General features: G+C 60.9%; 12 protein-coding genes. 6 read left to right on the forward strand and 6 right to left on the reverse strand.

Going from position 1 to position 24,389, the window contains the following annotated elements:
• Positions 1-2 precede the first annotated feature (2 nt).
• The 3 genes from ACQK2L_RS29480 to ACQK2L_RS29490 are packed head-to-tail and all read right to left on the reverse strand — an operon-like array spanning position 3 to position 5,805.
• The gene (locus tag ACQK2L_RS29480) at positions 3-1,838 is read right to left on the reverse strand and encodes a NirA family protein (RefSeq protein ID WP_425400636.1); all 1,836 of its coding nucleotides are present in this window, start codon (positions 1,836-1,838) and stop codon (positions 3-5) included.
• Positions 1,835-4,090 (reverse strand): molybdopterin oxidoreductase family protein, encoded by a 2,256-nt coding sequence (locus tag ACQK2L_RS29485; protein ID WP_425400637.1) that lies wholly within the window; start codon positions 4,088-4,090, stop codon positions 1,835-1,837. Before ACQK2L_RS29485 ends, ACQK2L_RS29480 begins: the two co-directional genes overlap by 4 nt.
• Positions 4,087-5,805: a DmsC/YnfH family molybdoenzyme membrane anchor subunit gene (locus tag ACQK2L_RS29490; protein ID WP_425400638.1), complete on the reverse strand. Its 1,719-nt coding sequence runs from the start codon at positions 5,803-5,805 to the stop codon at positions 4,087-4,089. Before ACQK2L_RS29490 ends, ACQK2L_RS29485 begins: the two co-directional genes overlap by 4 nt.
• 530 nt (positions 5,806-6,335) lie before the next feature.
• On the opposite strand from ACQK2L_RS29490, the gene ACQK2L_RS29495 reads away from it, so the two are divergent.
• The gene (locus tag ACQK2L_RS29495; protein WP_425400639.1) at positions 6,336-7,721 is read left to right on the forward strand and encodes an MFS transporter; all 1,386 of its coding nucleotides are present in this window, start codon (positions 6,336-6,338) and stop codon (positions 7,719-7,721) included.
• Positions 7,722-8,359: 638 nt separating this feature from the next.
• Here the strand turns inward: ACQK2L_RS29495 and ACQK2L_RS29500 are convergent.
• Positions 8,360-9,754: an alginate export family protein gene (locus tag ACQK2L_RS29500; RefSeq protein ID WP_425400640.1), complete on the reverse strand. Its 1,395-nt coding sequence runs from the start codon at positions 9,752-9,754 to the stop codon at positions 8,360-8,362.
• A 394-nt stretch (positions 9,755-10,148) separates the two neighbouring features.
• On the opposite strand from ACQK2L_RS29500, the gene ACQK2L_RS29505 reads away from it, so the two are divergent.
• On the forward strand, positions 10,149-11,153 hold the full coding sequence (locus ACQK2L_RS29505; protein WP_425400641.1) for a hypothetical protein: 1,005 nt from the start codon (positions 10,149-10,151) through the stop codon (positions 11,151-11,153).
• Between the two features lie 17 nt (positions 11,154-11,170).
• Here the strand turns inward: ACQK2L_RS29505 and ACQK2L_RS29510 are convergent, their stop codons facing one another.
• Together ACQK2L_RS29510 and ACQK2L_RS29515 are read right to left on the reverse strand one after the other, a co-directional pair.
• Positions 11,171-15,304 carry a beta strand repeat-containing protein gene (locus ACQK2L_RS29510; protein ID WP_425400642.1) on the reverse strand — a complete coding sequence of 1,378 codons (4,134 nt, stop codon included), beginning with the start codon at positions 15,302-15,304 and terminating at the stop codon, positions 11,171-11,173.
• 243 nt (positions 15,305-15,547) lie between these two features.
• Entirely contained in the window at positions 15,548-17,407 is a 1,860-nt protein-coding gene (locus ACQK2L_RS29515; RefSeq protein ID WP_425400643.1) for a BBP7 family outer membrane beta-barrel protein, read from the reverse strand.
• Positions 17,408-17,675: 268 nt separating this feature from the next.
• Here ACQK2L_RS29515 and ACQK2L_RS29520 point away from each other — a divergent pair, with 268 nt between their 5' ends.
• The 4 genes from ACQK2L_RS29520 to ACQK2L_RS29535 all read left to right on the forward strand — a co-directional run bounded on the left by ACQK2L_RS29520 (position 17,676) and on the right by ACQK2L_RS29535 (position 24,131).
• Entirely contained in the window at positions 17,676-20,366 is a 2,691-nt protein-coding gene (locus ACQK2L_RS29520; protein WP_425400644.1) for a TolC family protein, read from the forward strand.
• A gap of 148 nt (positions 20,367-20,514) precedes the next feature.
• Complete coding sequence (locus ACQK2L_RS29525; protein WP_425400645.1) at positions 20,515-22,035, forward strand: efflux RND transporter periplasmic adaptor subunit; 1,521 nt, start codon at positions 20,515-20,517, stop codon at positions 22,033-22,035.
• A 60-nt stretch (positions 22,036-22,095) separates the two neighbouring features.
• A complete protein-coding gene (locus tag ACQK2L_RS29530) occupies positions 22,096-22,812 on the forward strand; it encodes an ABC transporter ATP-binding protein (protein ID WP_425400646.1) in 717 nt (238 codons plus the stop codon).
• A complete protein-coding gene (locus ACQK2L_RS29535; RefSeq protein WP_425400647.1) occupies positions 22,806-24,131 on the forward strand; it encodes an ABC transporter permease in 1,326 nt (441 codons plus the stop codon). Before ACQK2L_RS29530 ends, ACQK2L_RS29535 begins: the two co-directional genes overlap by 7 nt.
• Positions 24,132-24,389 lie beyond the last annotated feature (258 nt).

The raw sequence follows: 24,389 nt of genomic DNA on the forward strand, positions 1-24,389 counted from the left end.
GTCTACGAACTAACTGGCTGCAAGCTGCAAAACTCGCGCAGCTCTTCTACTTCGTGTCTCCGGGCAAAATCCACAAAAGCCTCGTCGGGGCCTTCGCGACGATCGAGGTACGCCTGCAACAACGCTGCCACGCGCGACGGGACGGCCTCGAACGGAAGTGCGGGGAACAGTTCCCGCGCGATCGCCTGGCGGATGCCGTAGCCGCCGCCGACGAATAGGTTGTAGCCCTCGACGGTGTCGCCATCGGGGTCGTCGGGATTGTCGACGTTCGCGGCAATCAAGCCGATGTCGCCGATGTAATGCTGGGCGCACGAATGGTGGCAGCCGGTCAAATGGATGTTCACCGGCGTGTCGAGTTCCAGTCGCTGCTCCACGTAATCTGCGATCGCCATGGCGTTGGCCTTGGTCGGCGCGGCGGCGTACTTGCAGCCGGCCGCTCCGGTGCAGGCAATCAGCCCGGCGCGGATGCTATTGGCCGACCAATCGAGGCCAATCGACTCGATTGCTTGCTTGACGTCGTCGATGTCTTCGTCGTTAATGTTCGGGATCAAGAGGTTCTGCCAAACGGTTAGGCGAATGTCGCCCGTGCCCCACTTTTCGGCGATCTCGGCTAGCGACCGCATCTGGTCACTCTGGATCCGCCCCACCGGCAAGGCGACGCCCACGTAGTTCATGCCCGGCTGCCGCTGGGCGTGGAAACCGATGTGCCCCTGGCGATTGTCCGAGGGACGCGGGTCGCAGGCGTCGAGCGGTGCGCGGCGGAGCGTGCGGCCGAGGTCCTTTTCGACTTCTTCCAGGAACTTGTCGAAGCCCCAGTCGTCGAGAACGTACTTGAGCCGCGCGGTCTTGCGGTCGGTGCGATTGCCGCTACGAATGAACACCCGCACCACCGCGGCGGCCACTTCCACGCACTCTTTGGGTTCCAACAGAACCCCCGTCGGGCGGGCGAAGTCCTTGTGACCCGTGATGCCGCCGAGCGTGAGCTGAAAGTAAATGCCTTCAGGCAACTCGTCGCCACGGGCGCGAACTGCGGTGAAACCGATGTCGTTGGTGTCTTCCAGGGCGCTGATCGAACCACCGCCGTCGAAGGCGATGTTGAACTTGCGCGGCAGCCCGTACATTTCGCGGTGGTGGATGATGTAGTAGTGCATGTCGCGGGCGAGCGGCAGCGTCTCGATCAGTTCTTCGGCATCGATTCCGCTGAGCGGGCTGGCGGTGACGTTGCGAATGTTGTCGGAGCCAGAGCCGTAGTTGATGATGCCCAGATCGCGGAGCCCGGTGAGGACGTTGATGGGGTCTTTGGCCTTGATTTCGCGTAGTTGCAGGTTCGCCCGCGTAGTGACGTCGGTGTATCCGCCAGCGAACTTGTCGGCCAAATCGGCCAGCCCGCGGAGTTGCCACGAGCGGAGGTCGCCACCGGGAAAACGCAGCCGGCACATGTAGGAGTCCTGCGCCGGGGCGACGTAGAACATGCCGTAGTACTTGGTGAGGAAAACGTCGGTCCCTTTGGGGAACTGACCGTCGGCCGCCCGGGCGACCATTTCGTCCCACATGCCGGAGGGTGGTTTCTCGCGTTTGGCTTTTTCCTCGGCGACCAACTTCCCGCCAGCGGCCACCTGCTGGTCTTGCGCTTCGCTGTGCATCGACTCGGGATCGAAGGGCAACGCTCCGGCGGCTGGCGGCGCGGCCGCGCCGACGGTGATCGACTCGCCACCGGGACTTCCGCCACTTCCCGAGAGCACCGGCAGACCGCGAACCTTGCGCGACACATCGGTGCCGAGCGCGAAGCCCTGCAGGAAGTTCTTTTGCTCCGGGGAAAAGCCATTCGACTCACTCATTTTGCCACGTCGCTCCCTTCTGGGCGGATACTCACGGCGCAGTTCTTGTACGATGGCTGGCGCGAGTAAGGGTCGAAGTGCGCCAGCGTTAGTTGGTTGGTTTCTTCGTAGTGCATGGGAATAAACACCTGCCCCTGCTGCACGGTAGGCGTGACGAATGCCTTGGCCTTCAAGCTGCCGCGCTGCGAGGCGACCCGGACCATCGAGTTCGGCCGAATACCCTCTCGCTTGGCGTCGTCGGGGTGCATCTCGACGTAAATGTGTTCGGGGTAGAGCGTCCGGAGCACACTCGACTTCGAGGTCCGCGTCTGGGTGTGCCACTGCGAAGCAGTGCCGCGGCCGGTGAGCAGCAAGTACGGGTACCGCGGGTTCGGCGGCTCGGGCATCGTTTTGGGCTCTTCGTACAGCAACCGCGCCCGACCGTCTTCGTGGTAAAAACGGCCATCCTCGAACAACCGCCGCTGCGAGTCGTCGGAGTCGACGCCTGCACGGTAGGGCCACTGAATGCCGCCCCGCTCGTCGAGCATGCGATAGTCGTCGATGCCGGTGATCTCGCAAGGCTGATCGCGCGAGAGTTCTTTCATCGTCTGGAACACGTCCTCGGGCGAGTCCCAATCGGCGAACATCTCTTCGCAGCCCCAGTAGTGGGCAATGAGCTTAAAGATGGAGAAGTCCGAGAGCGCCTTGCCTGGCGCTTTGCAGACTTTCTTCAAAAGGCCAATACGGCGTTCGGAGTTAATGAACGTGCCTTCCTTCTCACCCCATCCGGCGGCCGGCAAGTACAGGTCGGCCAGTTCCGCGGTTTCGGTCGAGTGGTACATGTCCTGCACCACCAGGAAGTCGAGCTTGTCCAGGATCTCGCGGCACGTATTCTGGTTGATCCAGGAGTGCGCCGGGTTGGTGCAGATGACCCACAGGCCTTTGATCTCGTCGCGCAAGATGCCTTCGATGATGCGGTCGTACGCCCAACTGTCTTCGTGGGGAATGTGCGACTCGTCGATACCCATCACGCCGGCCACTTTGTGTCGGTGCGCTTCGTTCTTGAAGTCGTGACCGCCCAACAGGTTGGTCGTGTTGCTGAACAGCCGCGAGCCCATCGCGTTGCACTGTCCCGTAATGGAGTTGGCCCCGGTGCCGGGTCGACCGATGTTGCCGGTGATGAGCGCTAGGTTGATGATCGCCTGCGCGGTCCGCACGCCCTGGTAGCTTTGATTGACGCCCATCGTCCACCAGAAGCTCACCCGCTTGCCGAGGTGGATGGTGCGGGCGACGTAGTAGAGTTGCTCTCGAGTGATGCCGCTCTCCTGCTCCACTCGCTCCGGCGTGAACGCCTGCACGTGGTGGGCAAAGCCATCGAAGTCGGCCGTGTGCGCGTCGATGAACTCACGATCGATCCACCCTTCGGCGATCAAGATATGCGCGAGGCCGTACAACACGGCCATGTCTGACTTCGGTCGCAAGGCGACGTGCTGTGTGGCCGCGTTGGCGGTTTCGGTCGCGCGGGGGTCGAGCACGATGATTTCGGGGTTGTGCGGGTTCCGACACACGCGTTGCCACATGATCGGATGCGCCAGGCACGGATTTGCGCCGACGAACACCAGCACGTCCGACTCTTCAAAGTCCTGATACGTGTAGGGCGGGGCGTCGAAACCGAACGCTTGTTTGTAAGCCACCACGGCCGTGGCCATGCACTGCCGCGTGTTGCCATCGCCATGCAGCGCGCCCATGCCGAACTTGGCGAGGCTGCCGAGAAAGGCCATTTCCTCGGTGGGCAGCTGCCCGGTGCTGAGGAACGCAACGGATTGCTTGCCGTGCTTCTCCTGGATGGCCTTGAAGCGATCGCAGAACACCTTCAGGGCGATCTCCCACTTCACTGGCACGCGGTTGCCGAAGTCGTCGGGCATCAGCGGAATCGTGCCGCGGTCGCTCGCCTGCAGCACCGACAAGGCTTCCCACCCTTTGGGGCAGGCCATGCCGGTGTTCACGGGATATTCGACGTCCGGCGTGAGATTCACGGCCTCGCCGTCGCGGAGATGGATGTTGAGTCCACATCCGGTCGAGCAATAGCCGCAGACTGCGGTCGTGGTCGCGTCGGGCGCTTTGCCGGCCGGCACCTGCCCCAGCCCGAACTTGCCCGGCGTGCGAAGCAAGTCGGCCGTGAGCGGGCCTTGCCATTGGCGGACCAGCGACGCCACACGGTCGCGAATGGCCACACGGTCCGACGATGGTGCGATGGGTAGTTCGGTGCTCATGATCCCGTCGGTCCTGGCATGGGAGGGGCGACTACCGCCGCGAAGAACAAGAAACGCTCCACCATTTCGCCGAGCGTCAACAACAGGGTGATCAGCGAGACCACGATCAACAGGAACAGCGGATCGAAGCCTTCGGCGCCTGCCGAACTGGCTTGACTGGACAACAGCGCCAGCGGCAACACCACTCCGCCCAACACGCCGAAGAAGTAACGCAGCAGTGTGGTCATGCTCAACTCGCCAGAGAGAAGCATCGCGGTCCGCTTCATCGGTGTATGGTCCTGCTGCTTGAGATACAGGAAAACGCTCGACTCGAGTGCCAACTTGGCGACCGTTGCAATGATTGTCAGGACACACAGCGACTGACCGTAGCGCCGCATGATGGCATGTGGCTCCAAGGCGTCGTTGAAGTAGCACGCCGAGAGCGACACCACCAGCGCCACCGGCGCGCCGAGCATCACGCTCGTTAGCAGGAACTTACCGGCGGTGCGGGGGAACCTCCAGAACGGGCGGCGGGTCTTCACGTAGATCATCACGGAGCACAGCACGCCACCTATGCCCGCCGCCACGGTAAGCCAGCCCAATCCATTGGCCAGCGGCAAGAGCATCGGGCGATCCTTAGCCAACCAGAGCGCTGCCGCGTAAGCAAACGCGCAGCCGGCGAAGCCGCCGAAGGCGAATATCTCGCGACTGAGCCACGAAGTGCGCAGCCCCAGGAACGCCCGAAACGCGTACTGCGGGCGCCCCAAGTGAAACACGGCAGCGTGCATGCCCACGAAGCCGACCAGGAAGCCGACAATCGTGTAGACCGGTCGCACGCCTTGCAGCATCACGGTGTCCTGCCAAGGTCCTGTAACCAACAGTTGTCCGATCAGGAACGCACCGACAGAAAGTTGCGTCAGCACCAGCATCATCACCAGCGGCATGTGGCTATGCTGGATCTTGGCCGAGTAGTAGTCGGCCGGTTTGAGCGACGCGGAGAGGTCCTTGCTCGACTTATACCGCGTGGTTGGTTTGGTAATCGTGGCGTCGGGCGTGCCGGGCAGGAAGCGGTTGTGGGTGCTTTCCTGGCATACTTCGTCCTTGTTCACCGTGCGAATGCTGATTGCGCGGTTCGGGCACGATTGCACGCAGGCGGGCGCTTCGCCTACGGCCAAACGGTCGTGGCACATGTCGCATTTGCGAACGATGCCACGCTCCGGGCTGTACCGCGGCACGTCGTAAGGGCACATGAACACGCAGTACTGACAACCGATGCACTGGTCGTCCAGGTGCCGCACGATGCCCGTTTCGGGATCCTTGTCGTATGCCTTTACGGGACACCCGAGCAAACAACCCGGGTCGACGCAATGGTGGCAAGCCGTAGTGACGTGTTGCAGTACCGGCTGATGATCGGAATCGCCGTGCAGCAGGCCAACCTTGCGCCACTGCTCCGCTTCGTCCAAGCCATTCAAATTGTGACACGCAGCAACGCACGCCTTGCAACCGCTGCAAGCGTCGAGGTCGACCTCAAACGCATACTGCTCGCCAGGATTGGGCTTGGAGAGAGGGATCAGGTCGCTGTATTGTCTAGCCAGTAGAGGGTCGGTCGTGTCGGCGTGCTTCTGCGCGAAGCGAGCAACGGCGGTTGTCTCCTGCTGCTCGGCAATGAGCATATCGACCAACGAGAAAGCTTCACCATCTCGCTCGTTCGATAGGGCCTGAGTGACGATAGACATACAGATAATGAAAGAAAGCTCAGCGAAAGAAATAGCACGGCAGGACGTTGCCCGCACGAACCAAGCCCGTAGAGCAATTGGGATACCACTTGGATAGATGCCAACGCGATGCCGCGCGAGGCTTCGCATAAAGTCCCCAAAAATGCGGAGGAACAAGCGTTTTGCATCCCTTCGCGCGCTAATAATGCGCGCGCTTCTGCCCACCAGTTAGGCAATGCGTGCATCGCAAATAGGCTCTATTTGTCTCCATTGCCAACGCTCGGCGGTGGGAATCCCGCAAGAATTGCGGCCGAAATTTGACTTTCTCGGACCCATAGAACGCAAAAGGCGGTTCCTCCGCCGAGTTCTTCGCGTTTGGCATAACGCTTGCGTTCGGCACTGCGGACACGTATGCCCCCATCAACTTCCCGTTCTCGTCGAGAACACCCACGCAGCCAGGCGGTCGCTGCGGGCTGGAAGGCCCACTGTTAGGGAAGGAGTTGTGGTAAGCGCTTTTGAACACCTCTTTTTGCAAATAGCAACGGACCGCCATGAAAGTCGAAAACAAAGCCACTGCTCTGTGGAGTAACTTCTTCCGTTTGGACATGCCGCAGATTCGAGCGTTCCACATGTCGTGGTTCGCCTTCTTTCTCTGCTTCTTTGCGTGGTTTGGCATCGCCCCGTTGATGGCCGTGGTTCGCGACGAACTCTCCCTCACCAAGCAACAAGTCGGCTGGTCGATCATCGCCTCGGTGGCGATTACCATCGTCGCGCGGTTGCTGATCGGGTGGCTGTGCGATCGATTTGGTCCCCGACTCACTTACACCTGGCTACTAGTGCTCGGTTCGCTGCCAGTGATGGGCATTGCACTGGCGCATGACTTTCAAACGTTCTTGATCTTTCGACTCTTGATCGGCGTCATCGGCGCCTCGTTTGTGATTACGCAGTATCACACGTCGATCATGTTTGCACCTAACGTGGTTGGTACGGCAAATGCGACTTCAGCTGGATGGGGTAACTTGGGGGGCGGCGTCACACAGTTTGTGATGCCTGTGGTGTTCGGACTGTTTGTGACCGTGCTTGGATTGAGCGACGCCGTTGGTTGGCGGGCGTCGATGGTCGTAGCGGGTGTGGTCTGCCTGCTGACAGGTATCGCCTACTACAAATTCACGCAGGATGCTCCCGATGGAAACTTCAAAGAACTACGTGCAGCGGGCAAGCTGCCGGAAGGCAAAGCAGCGAAGGGCAACTTCCTCGAAGCGTGCAAGGACTATCGCGTTTGGTCGTTGTTCTTCATCTACGCCGCCTGCTTTGGTATTGAACTGACCGTCAACAACGTGGCCGCACTGTACTTTACCGACTACTTCGGCCTGGGTCTCACCGCTGCAGGCGCGATGGCTGCCTGCTTCGGGTTGATGAACCTCTTCGCCCGCACGCTGGGCGGCATCTCTGGCGACCTATTTGGCACTCGCTGGGGCCTCAAGGGGCGTGTGACCTGGCTGTTCATCGCGCTGTTCTGCGAAGGACTGGCTTTGATGTTCTTCTCGCAGATGAGCGCCATCGCGGTCGCCTTGCCGGCGCTGATCCTGTTCAGCCTGTTTGTTCAGATGTCCGAGGGAGCGACCTATTCGGTGGTGCCGTTTATCAACAAGAAGGCACTCGGCGCCGTTTCGGGAATTGTCGGCGCTGGTGGAAACGCTGGCGCAGTTGCCGCTGGCTTCCTGTTCAAGAGCTCTTTGGAATGGCCCACCGCCTTCTTGATCCTTGGCGGACTGGTAACCGTCGCCTCGTTCCTGGCGTTCACGGTTCGATTCAGCGAAGCGGCCGAAACGGAATCGAAAGTGGAACTCGAAGCCGCCAAGGCTTCCCTCAAAGAAGGGCACGAAGAGTTCGTCGAAGAAGAGGGCCTCGCCGCCGTGGGCGCGACTTCGGCCTAACCAACTTCAACGCGAAACTCAAAAGCCGCGACCACATGGTCGCGGCTTTTTTCGTTGGACGTCGACGCGCCAGCCTCCGAAAGCGAAGTGCCTCATAAATCGGTGTGTAAAATAATCGCTGTTGAAATCGCGCGGTGGTGTGATCCAGTAGAGGTGCGGCAACTTGTAGCTGCGGTAGATCTTTGGCAATTTGGTTGAGGTGAGTAAGTGAGTAGGTGAGTAGGTGAGTAGGTGGAGTAGGTGAGTAGGTTTTCCACTGGCTTGCCCTTCGCGTATTTGCTCCCGGTGTTTTGGGCCAGCTGAGTTTTGGGCCAGCTGAGTTTTGGACCAGCTGAGTTTTGGACCACCGGGGTTTTGGACCACCGGGGTTTTGGACCAATGGGGTTTTGGTACAACATGCGGGGAACAACTCCCTGGGGAATTGACCCGCGGGAGCGAAAACACCCCTTAAATTGCAGTCCATTTTGAACACGGGAACCCCAGAGCCGTTGGGGTTTTGGGCCAATGGATCAAATGTTGGGTCAATTGGCCCAAAACCCATCCATCCAAATTCGGAGCTCAGGTAAATGACCAATGGCCAATGACGCAAGTGCGCGCCATTGGCCATTGGGTAGTTCGTCGTTCGGATCGTCAGCCCGTTAGAAGTCCAATTCCCACTGCGTGTAGAAGAAGTGGGCGTCGTTGGTGCCGATGATCTTGCTGCCACGCCACAGATTCGAATAGCCGAACAGGACGTTGGAGCGAGGGGCAAACTTGTAGGCGGCGATCAAGTCCAGCTCGTGACCAAAGTACTTCGTGGTGGTGTTCTGCACCGACGGGGTGGCCACGAACGGAATGGTGTCGCTGGCCTGGTCGGCGCCCAGGTAGTAGTACCAGCACAACAGCGACCATTTGCTGCTGGGCGACATTGTCAGCAAGCAGTTCGGCGAGCTGATGTTCGACCGCTGAGCTGCGTCGATGAAGCCAAGGTACTTGTGAGCCAAGGGGAACAATTGGTTATAGCGATTGAAGTTGCCCTGCTGATCGTCGCCCGAGGCGAAGTCGTAGTACATCCACACCGTGGGGGCCCACGCCATGTCGAGCTTCTTACCAAAACCAATCGTGCACATGCCGGCACGGTGATCGCGGCCCAGTCCGCTTTGGCGACCGGTCTGCAAGGTGGTTTCCAATTCGTACAGCCACTCACCGTCGATATCGCCCCACAGTCGGGTGCCGAACGTGTGAACCGAGAAGTCGGCCGAGCCCGCGGTTACAACCGTCGGGGGCGAAGCGTACTGGTTCTCGTTGTCGTAACCAAGGTAGAACAGGTCCATGTTGGCCCCGCCACACTGATTGTAGCGAGTCGCGTAGACGCCGTAGAACGATTGGTTGTAGTCGGGCTCGTCGAAGTCGTAAGGCGAAACCGGCACGTAGTTGGTGAAGAACGCGTCGACGTCCCACACGTCGCCCCGATACATCGTCTTGATGCCGGAGAACGTTCGGCGGGTATTGGCCCAGTCGAGCGGCGACACGTGACGCTGCACGCCGTACAGCAGTTCTTGACGACCAACGCGAACCGTGAACGAGTCGGTCAAGGCAACGTCGGCGAACAAGTTGAGGAAGTCGGCCGAGTTGATATCGATCGGGCGAGGAACGTACAAGTCGTTCGAAACCACTTCGGCAGTGATGCCTTCGGCGTAGATCCGCAGCCAGTCTTTCTTCCAGTTGGTGTACAACCGCAAGCGAGTGAGCATGAAGTCGTTCTTGGTATCGTTGAACCCGGAAACACCAGGCTGGCGACCCATGCCGTCTTCGTGGTGGTATCGCAGACGCAGTTGGCCACCGATGTCGAGCGTGCCCCAATGGCCGCACGGGTCGATTGCCATTTGCTTCATGCAGTCGCCCAAACAATCGCCGCAGTAGTTCGGATCGTTCAGGTAACTGAAGTCGTTAGCGTAGAAAACAACCTTGTGGCTGCCAGCACAGGGGTTGGGCGTGGCTGCTTTGGCCGGCCCATTGCTGAGCACGGCGAGCACTGCCAAGCTGAAAGACAATGCGCAGCGCAGAGTGGTAGAGTGGTGAAACACAGCGATCCTCGCGTCTATATATCGTTTTCTAATCCGTTAGTGGCCAGACCGGCCTCCAGGGGGATAGGTCGGGCAAGCACAGGCCTTCAATTCAGTTGCAACGCTTGCATCCCCCCTATCGCGCCAAGCGTCAAAGCTTCACGGCGGACGATTGGGAGTACAGGAAAAGGCGACTTTGTAGCGAATTCCGTCCCCAAATTGTCGCACGCGCGCGGTACAGCCGCTGCAAACCGCGGTGGGGCAAACGCCCTAATGAAATGATTGACGGGTCTACCGGCGGCTCGTATAGTGGTCCGTATGTGGCGGACACCCGCACATCATCGAAACGACACCTACTGACTCAAACGACGGAGCAGCGCTAATGAACACGCGAACAATCTTAGTCGGTGCTGCAATTGCCATGGTTTGGCTTGGAGATTGGCGTCTCGCGGAAGGCAACGCCGGCGTGTTGAGCCAAACGGCATTCCTTGCTGGAGAGCAACAGACGTTCGGAGAAGAGCCCGACTTCATCTTCCTGGATGCGGTGGGGCGGTTGGACGGCGCTGACCAGACATTTATTGCGCCAGGCGATGAATCGTCGCGCTACTCTGGACTGGCGCTGCTCAACGGTGAGTTGCTCGTCGCCGACTTTGGCAACGACGAGATTCGCAAACTGACCACCAGTGGAGATCCGGCAGGGGTCTTCGCCTCGATTCTGAATCCAGTGCACCTGGAAACGGACAGCAGTGGATCTGTCTACACAACATCGGGGCATCTCTCGTCCCCCAGCTGCTGTGGCCCACCGAATACCGTGGCAACGCGATTTGACTCGACCGGCGCCATCACTGGGCAATTCATGGATAACGACTTGATGCACCTTGCTGGGATCGATGCCGATGCTTCCGGCAACGTTTACATCGCGCATCTCGGGGGAGAGCTATTCAAGTTCGCGCCCAGCGGCACCCTTATCGGTGTAGCCACGTTTCCCGGCTTGGAAATGTCGGACATTGCCATCGATGAGACTGGCAATCGCCTGTTCGCGGGCAGTGTCCTGGCGGACGTAGGGATTCACGTGTTCGACATATCGGGCACCTTGCCGACATTGATGGAGACAATCCCTGCTCCCGCATCCCCGCCATTCTACAGTTCCACCGAGATCGTAGGCGTTCACTACGATTCGAGTTCACAACACCTGTTTGCCACCGATGGTCTCAACACCAGGGCCCATGAATACGACGAAAACTTCAACCTGATCGCCAGCTTCCTGACGGAGAACAACGGCGACGTACTGCGCGACATCGTGACCTTGCCGGTTCCAACGCCCTCCAGCTTGTCGCTGTTGGCAATCGCAGTCGCGGGAGCGGCATGCCTCAGGCGTCGACGGTAAGTGCTCGTTGTGGCGGCCTAGCCGGCGCCGACGATGCTCACCGCCGACGGAGGAGCATCGGCCGCAGCGTTGTAGGTCGAGGTGCCTGGAGAAACCGAAGTGAAGCTGGCCGAATCGATTTCGGTAATGCTGGCCAACGCACTGCGGATGGAGTCGATGGGCACGCCCACCGTGCTGTCGATCTGCAGTGTGTAGCTTTCGTTGCCACCCACGCTGCCGTTGTCGACTACGTTGGTGCCCGTGCCCGACAGGTTGACCTCGCTGAAGTCGATGTCGATGCCACCGGTCAGACCCGTTGCAGCCAGCAGCACAATCGTCTCGGTGGTCACCACTTCGTCCACTCCACCCGTCAGCGAGACAGTGCTGTTTGGAAGTTCGTTGATCGCAGCAACGTCGTGCACGTTGAACGTCGCTCCGGCGCTCGCAGTGATCGTTACCGAATCGATCTCAGCAATGGTCTCCAGGGCGGTCTCGATCTCCTCGATGCTCACGCCGCCAGCGTGATCCCTGTTTAGCTGCACCGTATAACCGCTCGCTGCGTCGCCAATGATCACCACTTCCGGAGAACCCGAACCCAAGGCCGCTTCGACAAAGTCGATGTCGATCTGGCCGTCGGTGCCTTCGGAGGCCAGGGCCTGGATGTCGATTGTCACAGCCGTGGTCGTTGCATCCGTACCGTCGACCGTAACGGTCAGCGCGCCGGTGTTGGTGTCGACGGTCGCGGCCGTGCTACCCAGCAGGAAGGCCCCGTTGGTGAGCGACGGGCTGCTGGTGGCTCCGTTCACGGTGAACTCGCCGGACGCGGCAATCAAGTCCGCCAAGTCCTGGAAGGTTCGGTTGGAGGTGTCGCCACTGTTGATGTTCACGTTCAACTGATTGGTCGCCGCATCGTAATCGGCCGAGTCCGCAGCTGCGTTGCCAGTGAAGGCGATCGTTGGCGCGTTTCCGGCGGAGATCTCGGCGCCATCGGCGTCGGAGTCTTCAATGGCCACAAGTGTCAGCGTTTCGGCGCCACCGCCTGCCAGGGCGCTGTCCGGCGTTATCGCCAGTTCGTCGGCCGCGATGGCGCTCGCACCACCACCGGCCGTGCTGCTGGTGAAGTCGCCGGCCGCGATCGTGCCCGAGTAGTTGATCGTACCCACGTTGCCAGTGGAGCCATTGTTGTTGATTGCATTGATCACGTCGTCCACGACGATCGCGTCGGCGTCGAACGTGAGCGTCAGAGCCGTGCCAGTTCGATCCACGGTGACATCGTTGCCCGCGGTTGCACTTGCTTGGTCGACATCGACGTTGATCTGCGTGATCGCGCCGTTACCGGCAGCTCCGTCGAAGCTGCCAGAAGCCAACGCGGCGACAGTGACCAACTCGGTGCCAATCGTGAAGTCGCCCGTAGCCTGCGACGTGAGTCCCAGCGTGGCAGTACCCTGGCCGGTATCGGCCGTGATCGCGGTGAACCCAACCCCGGTGGCCGAGGCGCCTACACCTGCGGTGGTGATGATGTCGAAGTCGACACTGCCGGTGCCGGCCGGAGTGACCGACGAAGCGAGGAATCGGCGCTTGCTGAGCGTGGGCGGCAGTTCGCCGAAGTTGTACGCGGTAGCGTTGACGCCGGAGCCCAGCACGATGTTCGACAAGTCGTCGTTGGCCAAAACGCCACCTTCGCTACCCAACGCGTCCTGCCCGTCCGGGAAGAACGCCGGGTGCGACTCGGTCAACTGGTAGGTGCCTGGCAGGAGGTTGGCGAACTGGTAGGTACCGTCGGCCGCGGTGGTGGTGACCTGGTTGACAGCCGCGGTGGTGAAGTCGGTACCCGTGAGCGTGACCGTTACGTTGGCAATGCCCTGCTCGCCGGCGTCGCGGACACCGTTGTTGTTCGAGTCGACATACACCGAGCCGGCGATCGACGACGGCGAAACCGCCACGAGCGATTGCGACGTAGCCGAGTTGTTGGCCGTGGTGGTTTCCGTCTCGTCGGCAGTGGCAGACGCGGTGTTGGTGAGCGTGCCAACGAACGTGCTGCTCACCGTGGCCGAGATGGTGATATCGGTGCTCGCCCCACTGGCGAGTGTGCCCAGGTTGTAGGTGAGCGTGGTGCCGGTGCTCGGACCGCCGACCACCGAGTCGGGTGTTGGCGTCGACGCGCCGGTGTTGAACGTCAGGTTGGCCGGCAGGTTGTCCGTCAGCACCACGTTGGTCGCGGTCGAGGGGCCGTTGTTCCTCACCGTCACCGTGTAGACGATCGTATCGCCCGGCGCCACGTCGGCGTCGCCGTCGTCGTCCACTTTGGTCACTGCCAGGTCGATCGTCTCATCGACGCTGGTCATGGCGGTCGCGGTGTTGTTCGAAGTATCGTCCTCGTTGGCGGCCGAAACGGTGGCCGTGTTGGTCAACGTGCCGGTAGCGCCGCCATCGACGTCGACGTTAATGGTCACCGTGACCGTATCGCCCGAGGCGATGTTGCCCAGGTTGGCCGTGACCACGCCCGCCGCGTGTGCCACCGCGCCCACAGTGGTGCTGCCCGAGTCGAACGTCACGCCGGCAGGCAGCGTGTCGCTGAACGAAACACCGAGCGCTGTGGACGGACCGTTGTTGGTGACATCGATCGTGTAAACCAACGCACCGCCAGTGGAGACGGCCGACAGGTCGACCTCTTTGTCGATCACCAGATCGAAACCATAGAAGCCGAAGTCGACGGATAGGTTCGTGTTCGCATCGGAGTCGCCATCGTCGGTCGGCTCCGCGTCGCCCACCAGCGTCACGGCTTGCGTCACGACGCCGAAGGTCGACAGGGCGTAACCGTTGTCGTCGTCATTGGTATCGTCGTCGGGGTCGGGCGCGACAGTGGCAGTTTCGTTGCCGGTGGAAGAGATCAACCCATCGAGCGGCTCGCTGGCGGCGAACTCGGTTTCCGCAATGCGCAGGATGTAATCGCCTGGCAGCAGGTCTTCGAACAAGAAGTTGCCCGACGCGTCGGTCGTGTCGTTGCCTATAAAGGTATCGACACCATCGCTGTAGACGCCGTCGGTGTTGGTATCCTCGTACAACGACACCACCACGTCCTCGATACCCGTCTCGCCGAGGTCCAGCACTCCGTCGTTGTCCAAGTCGGCAAACACCTGGTCGCCCAGGCTCATACGATACAGTGCAGTGAAGTCGGCCGTCTTCACCGTATTGCCAACCACGCCGACCATTTCCACACGCGCGTCGAGGCCGCTTACCGAGGGATCCTGAAAGTCGAGGATCATCTCGATGGCCGTGACATTGCTGAAGTCGACTCCCGTGCCCTGCACGTTCTCGGTGAACGCGGTGAACGGCACAACGATTTCTTCGTCGGCGTCGCCATCCAGGAGACCATCCTGATCGAGGATGCTCACGGTCGCCTCGGCCGTGTTACCACTGCCGCTGGTAAGTCGCATCGTCACTTCGGCAGCGGGCTTGGCGTCGGCGCTTACGCGCAGCAACATGCCGAAGTTGCTACCGCTGTCGGAAAAGTCGAGGCTCAAGCCGGTGGGGTCGACCGCGTCGCCGTCGCCATCGGCGCCGTCCCAGGTGACGCGCGCAAGTCCCTCGGTGCCACTACTCGACTCGAGGCTCAGCAGATTGCCGCCACCAAACATCGAGGTGAGCGTCACGTTGCCGGTGGTCGTGGCGTTGACGTACAGATCGCGCACGCCGCCATCGTTGGCGTTGGCCGCGTCGGCGTCCGAGGCGTCAGTCACACCCATGGCCCCACCCGTGCGCATCACTGTGGCGGTTTGGGCGGTCGCAAAGTCGTCGATCGTCAGCGCGGTGACGCCCATCGCCTCGGCGGAGTTGAACGTCACGGTTTGCATGTCGCCGCCAGCCAGCACCTGCAGGTCGGCGGTCGGCGAGATCTCGACGAAGTACGTTCCTTCGATCAAACCAGTGAACGTGTAGTCGCCGCTAGCATCGGTCACGGTAGCCGATCCGTACTGCGGATCGGTGCCCGCGCCGTCGAAGGTGCCATTGGAGTTGCCATCGCGGTACAGCGTGACTGGCAGTCCCACCACTGCGGTGTCGTTCGCCGGGTTGCCATCGTTTTGCAGATCGTTGAGCACCGTGCCCGAGATTTGGCCCAGGTCGACGGCCAGCAACTTACGGTCTTCCAAACGTTCGAAGCGGCACTTCATCGCAAAGCTCTCAAGAATCGAGGAGTCGGACCAAAGTCGCGGCCCGCAGGGGATAAGCAACTTGCCGCGCAACCGTTCTGTAGAGAGCGGGCGCAGCAGTTTCTATATCGCCCAAACCATACCGCGCAGTGGACCGACAACCGTCAGAATCGGCATAATCGGCAAAGTCCAGCGCCGGCAATGACTGCAGCGCTAGCTTGGCGAGCCGGGAGCGTGAGCGACAGGAGCAACTGGCAAGCGCTCTTAAAACCGATAGTCGAGACCCGCATTGAGTCCGTGGGCCAGCAGCGAAGTATCGTCCCACCTGAAGCGGGGACGCTCCGGGCCCACCACCGGTTCGACCACCGGCGGCAGCAGGTTGGGGTTCACGTCGAGGTCGATATGATCGCCTGGCCGTACTACGGAACCCCAATAGATAAGCGTGTAGCCCAATGTGGCTTTCAGTCGCGGAGTAATGCGGTAGCCGGCCGTGACGCCGATCTCGGGGATAGCGGTGAACTTATTGCGTTTGTAGGTGCCAATGTTGCTACGCAGCGCGAGCAAACCGCCCTCTTCGGTATAAGTGTTGACTCCGTCGCTCACGGTGGTTTCGCCATCGATGGTCACACGCTGGTGCGTGTTGCCCAGCGCCACCTTGGTCAGGAACTCCAGCGTCCAGCGGGGCGACTCCCATTCCCAGATGAAACCAACATCGCCGCCGTGGAACTCGTTGTAGGTGTCGAAGCGGTCGTAGATGTCGAACGTGCCGGGACTGGCGGTGATCAGTGAATTCAGGTCTTCCTGGATCAACACGCGTTCGTCTAGTTTCAGGAAGCGGTAGCCAGCGATTGCATCGATCCGCGACACGCTGCTCGGTCCCACGGCAGGACCGCAGGGATCGCAAGTATTGCATACGCCGCCGATCTCCTTGCAGCAGAGGGCCGCTCGCAGCCGCAAGCCAGCCCCGGCGAAATCGCTGCGCGTGTCGACACTCACCGTGCCTTCAACCACGCCCGGGAAAGACACCAACTCGGCGTCTTGGGCAGGCGGGAGAACGTTGTCCATGGCGTCGACCGGTACCATGTTGAAGAACGGACGCGCCAGGATGGGATCACCCGCCACGCCAGTGCCGCTGAAACCGGTCGACTCGGTCTCGAAGAAGAACATGTCGCCTTCGATGGCCAAATCCTGGTAGTCGTTGAACCAGGTTCCGAGTTTGAATCGCAAGCCATTGCGGCTGCCACTGTTCACTTCGCCGTTGCCGAACAGGATCGACGTGTTGGGCTCGCCCAAGACGCCCGCCTGGGCTTGGGGCGTGCCAGCGGTGCTGGTGGTTACCAGCGGCGGAACGTACATGCCGTCGAACCACCACAGCAGGTACTCGGCGCTGCCGTAGAACCGCCCGCGTGCGCCGCGACAACAACTGGGATTGAAGCTCGTGTCAGGCGATACGTAGTACGGAGCGTAGGTCTGGCAACCATTGCATGCATTGTTGCCCCATACATCGTAGCCATTGATGTAGCCACCGCCGGCAGGCACGCCGTATTGGTTCACCGTGCTCGCTTGGCCGTATTGATCGACCACCACGGGCGCCACTTGGGCGGTGCGATGCTGCGGTTGGCTGTTGTCGATGCGCTGCGCGACCGGCTGTTGGTGATCGGCCTGCACGACATTGAAGGGTTGCGGATTGTTGTACTGGGGTGCGACGCCCTGCGACATCGCTGTGGTCATCGGCAAGTTGAGCTGCGAGGCGAGCAGCGTGGTGCCGGTATCGCTACGCACGGTCACCCGCTCGCCCACGAACGAAGCCAGATCGATGCCGGGCGAAGGCTCGACGTACCGCTGCACGCGGCCGTACTGATCGGCCAGCGCGAACTCGCTGGTGCCGTTGCTGGTATCGGGATTGCGGATCAACAGCGCCTGCTGCACTTGGGGCGGAGCAACTTGCGCCGGCGCGGGTTCGGCGGCCAACTGTGCCAACGAACGAATTGGCTGAGCGCCGCCACGCTGTGGCGACCAGGCCAATGGCTGCGCGGTGGTCAGTCCCATCGCTAGCAACGCCACCGTCGCTGTCACTGTACGAACCAACGAAACGCACAGCACGCGCGAGCATACCTTAACCATGGAACAGCTCCCAGCAGATGAGTTGCCCACCGCGTTTTCCGCAGCAGGGCTCGAAGTTTAGCAAAAGTGAAAAGATTTCGAAGAAAAGTCCGCGGGCGGCTTTTAGCACAAGCTCCGAGGGCTCGCAACGCCAAAGCCGCACAATCGTCACAACCGTTAAAGCTTTCCACGCCCGGCGGTCGAATCATAGCCATGTGCGTCGAAGCAATGCGCGCATTTTGTGCCAGCACACGCTGGCGGATTATCAGTTCCCGGTCGGTCCAACCGCATGTCGTCGCGACTGCTACTTGTTGCTTGCATCAGCACCCTGTCGCTCCTGGCGTTGGGGTGCAGTCCCACGTTTTACCGGCGGCAAGCCGATCGCCAGGCGGAGTGCCTGACCAACCAGAAAGCCATCCCCGCCGAAGGCGTGCCCGGCAGCTACGGCATCCAGGTCGATCCTCGCTCGCGAATGTTCGATCCGTTCGACCCCGACGTCGAACCGATGCCGCCCGACGACCCCGCTAGTTCGCGGTACATGGAATGCGTCGATGGCAAGCGCGGCTCGGCCGCCTGGCGGAAGCTGCCAAAGACCAGTTTTGTCGACAATCCGCGGTGGCAAGAGTATCTGCCACGAAACGACGAAGGTGTCGTCGCGCTCGATCAGCAAGCAGCGATGGAAATGGCGCTGCTGCAGTCGCCCAACTACCAGGAACGGCTGGAAGAGCTGTACCTGTCGGCTCTCGACGTGTCGTTCGAACGATTCCGCTTCGACACCCAGTTCTTCGGCGGCTCGCAGATCGTGTACCGCACCGAAGGCTCCGGCCGTGGCGGCGATAGCACGCTGAACGTGTCGCCATTCAGTGCGGCTGCCGGTCCCAGCATCGATAGCAATCGCCTACGAGCCGACACGCTGACCGCAACCGGCGGTGAGTTTGTCGTGGGGCTGGCCAACTCGCTAGTGTGGCAGTTCTCCGGCTCGGACAACTACACCGGCTTCACACTGCTCGACTTCAGCCTGGTGCAACCGCTGCTGCGAGCTGGCGGGCGGACCGTGGTGCTCGAGCGACTGACCATCGCCGAGCGGGCGCTATTGGCCAACGTGCGACAGATGGAACGCTATCGTCGCGGCTTCTACGCCGAGATCATCACCGGTCGCGATGCGGGCGGCGGGCCCTCGCGACGCGGCGGTTTCTTCGGCGGCGCAGGCCTCGAAGGCTTCTCCGGCGTCGGCGGCGGTGGCTTCGGCCGCGTGGGCGGCTTTGGCGGTTTCGGCGGTGGCGGCGGTGGCGGTTTCACTGGCGGCGCTGGCGCGGCACAAGCGGGCGGATTCCTGGGACTGCTGCAGGATCAGCAGGAGTTGCGCAACCAGCGGGCCAACGTCACCGCACTGAAAGCCAGTGTCGATCAATTGCAAGCCACGTTCGAAGCGGGCCGCATCGACCGCTTCCAGGTCGACCTGGCGCGCCAGGCGCTGTTCAACGCACAGAGTTTGCTATTGCAGCAGGAGAACGGCTACCGCGCGTCGCTTGAGTCGTTCCAAACCAACATCGGCCTGCCACCAGAGTTGCCGATTGTGATTCAGGATACCTACCTCGACCGATTCAACCTGCTCGATCCCGATCTGGAAGAGCTGAAGTTCGACGTGGCTAACGTACTCGAAACACTACGCGATCGACGGCAAGAGTTGGTGGAAGCCGGCAACGACGCGCAGCTACAGGCGCTGGCCCTCGAGGAACTCGAAGCAACGCACGCGGCTATCGACGACCTGGTGGCGGCCATCGCCGTGCGGCTCGAGGCGGTGAAGGACGACTTTGCCAAGCTCGATGCAGCCCTGCCGCAGCGGCGGGCGTCGCTCGAACAACTGATCAACCGCCCGGAAGTCCTGGAAGCGGAGATCGATACCTCGCTGTTGAGCGTGGAGCACTTGGACGAGTACATCGCCAATCGTCGGGCGGAGCTCGAGCGATTGCAGCGTGTGTTTGAGCAGACCACCCAGGATCTGGCGGAGATGCCGGGCAGCGACGCGAACGAAGAACTCACCACGCGGCTTCGCAACACCACCGAGCTGTTGAGTCGCACCTCGGGCGAGTTGCTGGAGTTGTCGCTGCTGCAAGCCAGCGTGCGACTCGAAACGGTGACCATCAAGCCGATCGAACTCGAGCCGCCCCAGGCCTTGGCCATCGCCAGCGCGTATCGCCGCGACTGGAAGAATGCCCGCGCGAACCTGGTCGACACGTGGCGACTGATTCAGTTCAACGCCAACGATCTGGAGAGCGGCCTCGACCTGGTGATCGATGGCGAGATCGGCAATGTGGGGCAAAATCCGTTCAACATCGAAGCGGCCAACAGCGCGTTGCAGTTCGGCGTGCGATTCGACGCGCCGCTCACCCGATTGGCCGAACGAAACGTCTACCGCCAGTCGCTGATCGAATACCAGCAAGCGCGACGGAGCTACTACGAGTATCGCGATCAGGTGTACCTCGGCCTGCGCAACCGGCTGCGGCAGATGCGGCTGGACGAAATCAACCTCGAACTGCGGCGCGCGGCGGTACAGCTCGCCATTTCGCAGGTCGACCTGACGCAATTGCGGCTAAGCGAACCACCTCAGCCAGGCGAGACCGCCGAGCTGGGCAACACCACCGCCCGCGACCTGGTGCAATCGTTGTCGGACCTGCTGAACGTGCAGAACGACTTTTTGAGTGTGTGGGTCGACTACGCGGTGCAACAAGTGTCGCTGGAATTCGATTTGGGCGTGATGGAGGTCGATTCGCGGGGTATCCGCATCGACTCAGAGGTCCCCTACACTTCGTATCTCACCAATCTGCCCGTCTATCCCAGCGACCTTTACCCGGGCATGGGTTGCGGCCCACCCCTAGAGACTCGCCAGGCGGGAGAGGTGCTTGAGGAGATCGAGCCCCTGTTAGACGATTTCATACAGCCTGCCGAGCCGCTGCCAACACCGGCAAACGAAGAGTAAGCGGCCAAGTTTGCCGCCCAAACGGTCTTTTAGTCGGTGTGCGGGGTTAAATATGGTTGGACGAGGGGTGGTTGATTCAGGTGGCGAATCACCGCCAATCGCCTATAATGCAGTTCCCCCCATTTGCCCCACCTTCAGGCGTAGAGTTATGGTGCCTTCTGCTGGTAAGCGTCGAACACAAGGCCTCGTCCAATTTCTGTTGGTCGCGGTACTCGCCATCACAGTGATCGCGGGCGGCGTGTACTGGTACTCCTCGGTCGCCGGTGGCGATCAGACTTCGCACCTGGTGCTCCACGAGGTGGATCGCGAGGACTTCTTGCTGTCGATCACCGAACGCGGCGAACTGGAAGCCGCCGGCGTGACGGAAGTCCGCTCGGAGGTCAAAACGCAAAACCAGCCCGGCTTGGCCATTCTGCGCGTGGTAGCCGAAGGCACTCACGTCAAGGCGGGCGACTTCCTGGTGGAGCTGGACTCCTCGGCCCTCGACGCTGAGAAGACCACTCAGCAGAACCTCGTCAACCTTGCCGAAGCGACCGTGGTCGAGACTCGCAATTTGTACGAGACCGCGCTGATCGCCAAGCAAGAGTACATCGAAGGCACCTACATCCAGGAACGCACGACGATCGAAGGCGAGATCTTCGTCGCCGAAGAGAACCTGAACCGCGCCCGGGAATACTACTTGTTCAGCCAGAAGCTGGCGGCCAAGGGACACATCAACGAGTTGCAACTCGAGGCGGACAAGTTCGCCGTGGAAAAGTCGGAGAAGGAACTCGAAGCGGCCAAGACCAAGCTGCACGTGCTCGACGAGTACACCAAGGCAAAGATGATCAAGCAGCTCGAGAGCGACATCGTGATCACCGAAGCCAAGTGGGGCTCGGCGAAGAAGAGCTACGAACTGGAAGTCGAGACGCTGCAGGAGATCGAAGACCAGATCGCCAAGTGCACCATCTACGCTCCCAAAGATGGCTTGGTAATTTACAACAACGACCGCGATCGCCACGGCAACGATGAATGGATTGTCGAAGAAGGCGCGGAGGTCCGCGAGCGACAGGTCATCTTCCGCCTGCCCGATTCCTCCGCCATGCGAGTGGAGGTAAAGGTCAACGAAGCCCTGGTGCAGTACGTGAAAGCCGGCCTGCCCGCCACGATTCGCCCGATCGGCATGGACGGCATGGAGCTTCACGGTCAGGTAACCAGCGTGAGCCGCTACGCCGAGCCCGGCAACTGGCGCAAGGCCGACGTCAAGGAGTACAAAGCCTACGTGTCGATCGACGAAGAGGCCGAAGGACTGCGTTCCGGCATGACCGCCTCGGTCACCATGAAGTGCGACTACGTGGCCGACGCGATTCAGGTGCCCGTTCAAGCGGTGCTGCCTCATGGCGACGACTTCTACTGCCTGGTACGCCAAGCGGGCGAGTGGATTCCGCAGAAGCTGACCGTGGGCCCCACCAACACCGAGTTCTTCGTGGTCGAAGCCGGGGTGCAGGAGGGGGACAAGGTGGCGATGAATCCTCGCGACTACCTCGCCGCGGTGGAACTTCCCGAATTGCCACCGCGCGACAAAAAGCGCCGCGGCATGCCGCCCACGGAGGAGTCGGTGGCCGAGAGTGTCGAGCCCGCCCAGACCACTCCCACCGCCACGACCTCCGAAGACCAAACCGCGACCTGACGTTGGCCGTGACGAACCACCTCTCGCATTGCTTTCTGTAGGCCGCTAACGACTCGCCGCATGTTTACCACCCGGCCCGACACCGGTTCTCTCGCCGCCAGCATCCACAACCTGCACAAGCAGTACGTCCTGGGTGGCGAAACAGTGCACGCGTTGCGGGATGTTTCGTTCGACGTGCCAAGCGGCGACTACATCTCGATCATGGGCCCGTCGGGATCGGGCAAGAGCACGCTCTTGAACCTGCTCGGCTGCCTCGACACGCCCACCAGCGGTAACTTCTTCTTGGGCGATCTGGACGTAGCGAAGATCGACGACGACCGCCGCGCGGAGGTTCGCTCGACGCTCATCGGCTTCGTGTTCCAATCGTTTTACCTGCTGCCTGCATTGACGGTGGTCGAAAACATCGAGGTCCCCCTGCTCTACAGTGGTCGACTCGACCGCGAGTCGCGCGCCAGGGCCATCCACTTGGCCAAAGAGGTGGGACTCGGCTCGCGCCTGGAGCACCGCCCAACACAACTTTCCGGCGGCCAGCAACAACGCGTGGCCATCGCCCGCAGCCTGGTGAACGATCCCCGGTTCCTGCTGGCCGATGAGCCGACCGGTAACCTCGATTCGCAAACCACCGCTGAGATTCTTGACCTTTTGGGCTCGCTGAACGAAGAGGGGCGAACCATCCTGCTGGTGACGCACGAGCCAGAGGTGGCTGAGCGCACCAAACGCAAGATCGTGCTGCGAGACGGTCAGGTGCAAATCGATGAGAGGATCCGCCCATGCTAGCCTGGTGGCGGACAATCCGATTGAGCATCAAAGAGCTGATGCTCCACCCGCTTCGCTCCTCGCTCACGGTGCTCGGCATCTTTATCGGCGTGGCCAGTGTCATCTGGCTGCTGGCCATTGGCGAAGGCATCGGCCGCAAGGCCGAAGAGCAGATCGTCGACTTGGGCGCGCGGAACATCATACTCAAAACAGAGAAGCCGTCCGGTGAGCAAGCAGGCGACGGACTGTACGGTGTGACGCGCGAAGACTTCCGCCGACTGAAGAACACCCTCGACGAGCACTTGGAACGAGCGGTGCCGATTCGCATCTTGGCCAAGGAGTTTGGCCGCGGGCCTCGGTCGATGGAAGGCCGTTTAGTAGGCACGACCGCCGGTTTTCTGGAAGTGATGCGAATGGAGGTGGAAGAGGGAGGCCGATTCTTCACTCCTATCGACAGCGTCGAAGAACGTCCTTACTGCGTGCTCGGCCCCGAAGCGCGCGCCAAGTTAGTCCCGTATGGCGACCCAATCGGCGCGACGGTCCGCATTGGCGACGAGTTCTACGAAGTCATCGGCGTGATGAAGGATAAGAGGTCGCACAGCCATGATGAGAAGATCAAGACAGACGACTACTCGAAGGACATCTATATCCCGATCGAGACCTTTTGGCGGCGAATCGGGGACGTGATCATCATCACCGGTAGTGGCCTTTTTAAACGCGACATCGTCGAGATCAGCCAGATCATTCTGGAAGTGAAGGAACAGAAGAGTGAGCAGAGCAAGGTGCTAGAGATGGCCCACGTGGTGCAAGATACCCTGGCGGCCGAACACACGATGCCCGACTACACGATGACCGTGCCCTTCGAGCTACTGGAACAAGCCCGCACGACACGACTGCTGTTCATAGTGTTTTTGGGGATGATTGCCGCCATTTCGCTAGTGGTGGGCGGCATCGGCATCATGAACATCATGCTGGCCACGGTAACCGAACGAACCCGCGAAATCGGCATCCGCCGAGCGCTCGGCGCCAAGCGGCGGGACATTACCAGGCAGTTTCTTATCGAAGCGATTGTGCTATCCACCATCGGTGGGCTGCTCGGCATCGCGGCCGGACTCACCTGCCCGCTGTTGGCCAGTCCGCTGCGGCGCGGGCTGATCTACTTCTTCCCCTCGCAGATGGCCGCGTTACCCGAAGAAATTCGCAATGTCGAGCCACTGCTGGTTACGTGGTCGATACCGCTGTCGCTGGCCATTGCGGTGGTGGTGGGCGTGCTGTTCGGCGTCTATCCCGCGATGAAAGCCGCGCGGCTCGATCCCATCGAAGCACTCCGCCACGAGTAGCAGCTCGCTGGCATCAAGTCCACCAGCAGCAACTGCGGGATGGTGCTATTTACTCAAACGCACCGCGTATCCTATCAACCGAGGGGGATGCGGGTTCTTCGTCGAATCGATTTTATCGTACCGGTTCGACTAACCGTCAGCGCGGCCAGAGCAACTTCTGGCACAACCCTCAAAACCCGTGCGACCTGAGCGGGACTTCCGCAGTTTAAATGAAAAAGCGCTGCGCACAATCGACATATAGTATGCTTTCGGTACGTC

Origin of the sequence: Aeoliella sp. (assembly GCF_965227375.1) — a bacterium.
In the GTDB taxonomy this organism is placed as follows: domain Bacteria; phylum Planctomycetota; class Planctomycetia; order Pirellulales; family Lacipirellulaceae; genus Aeoliella.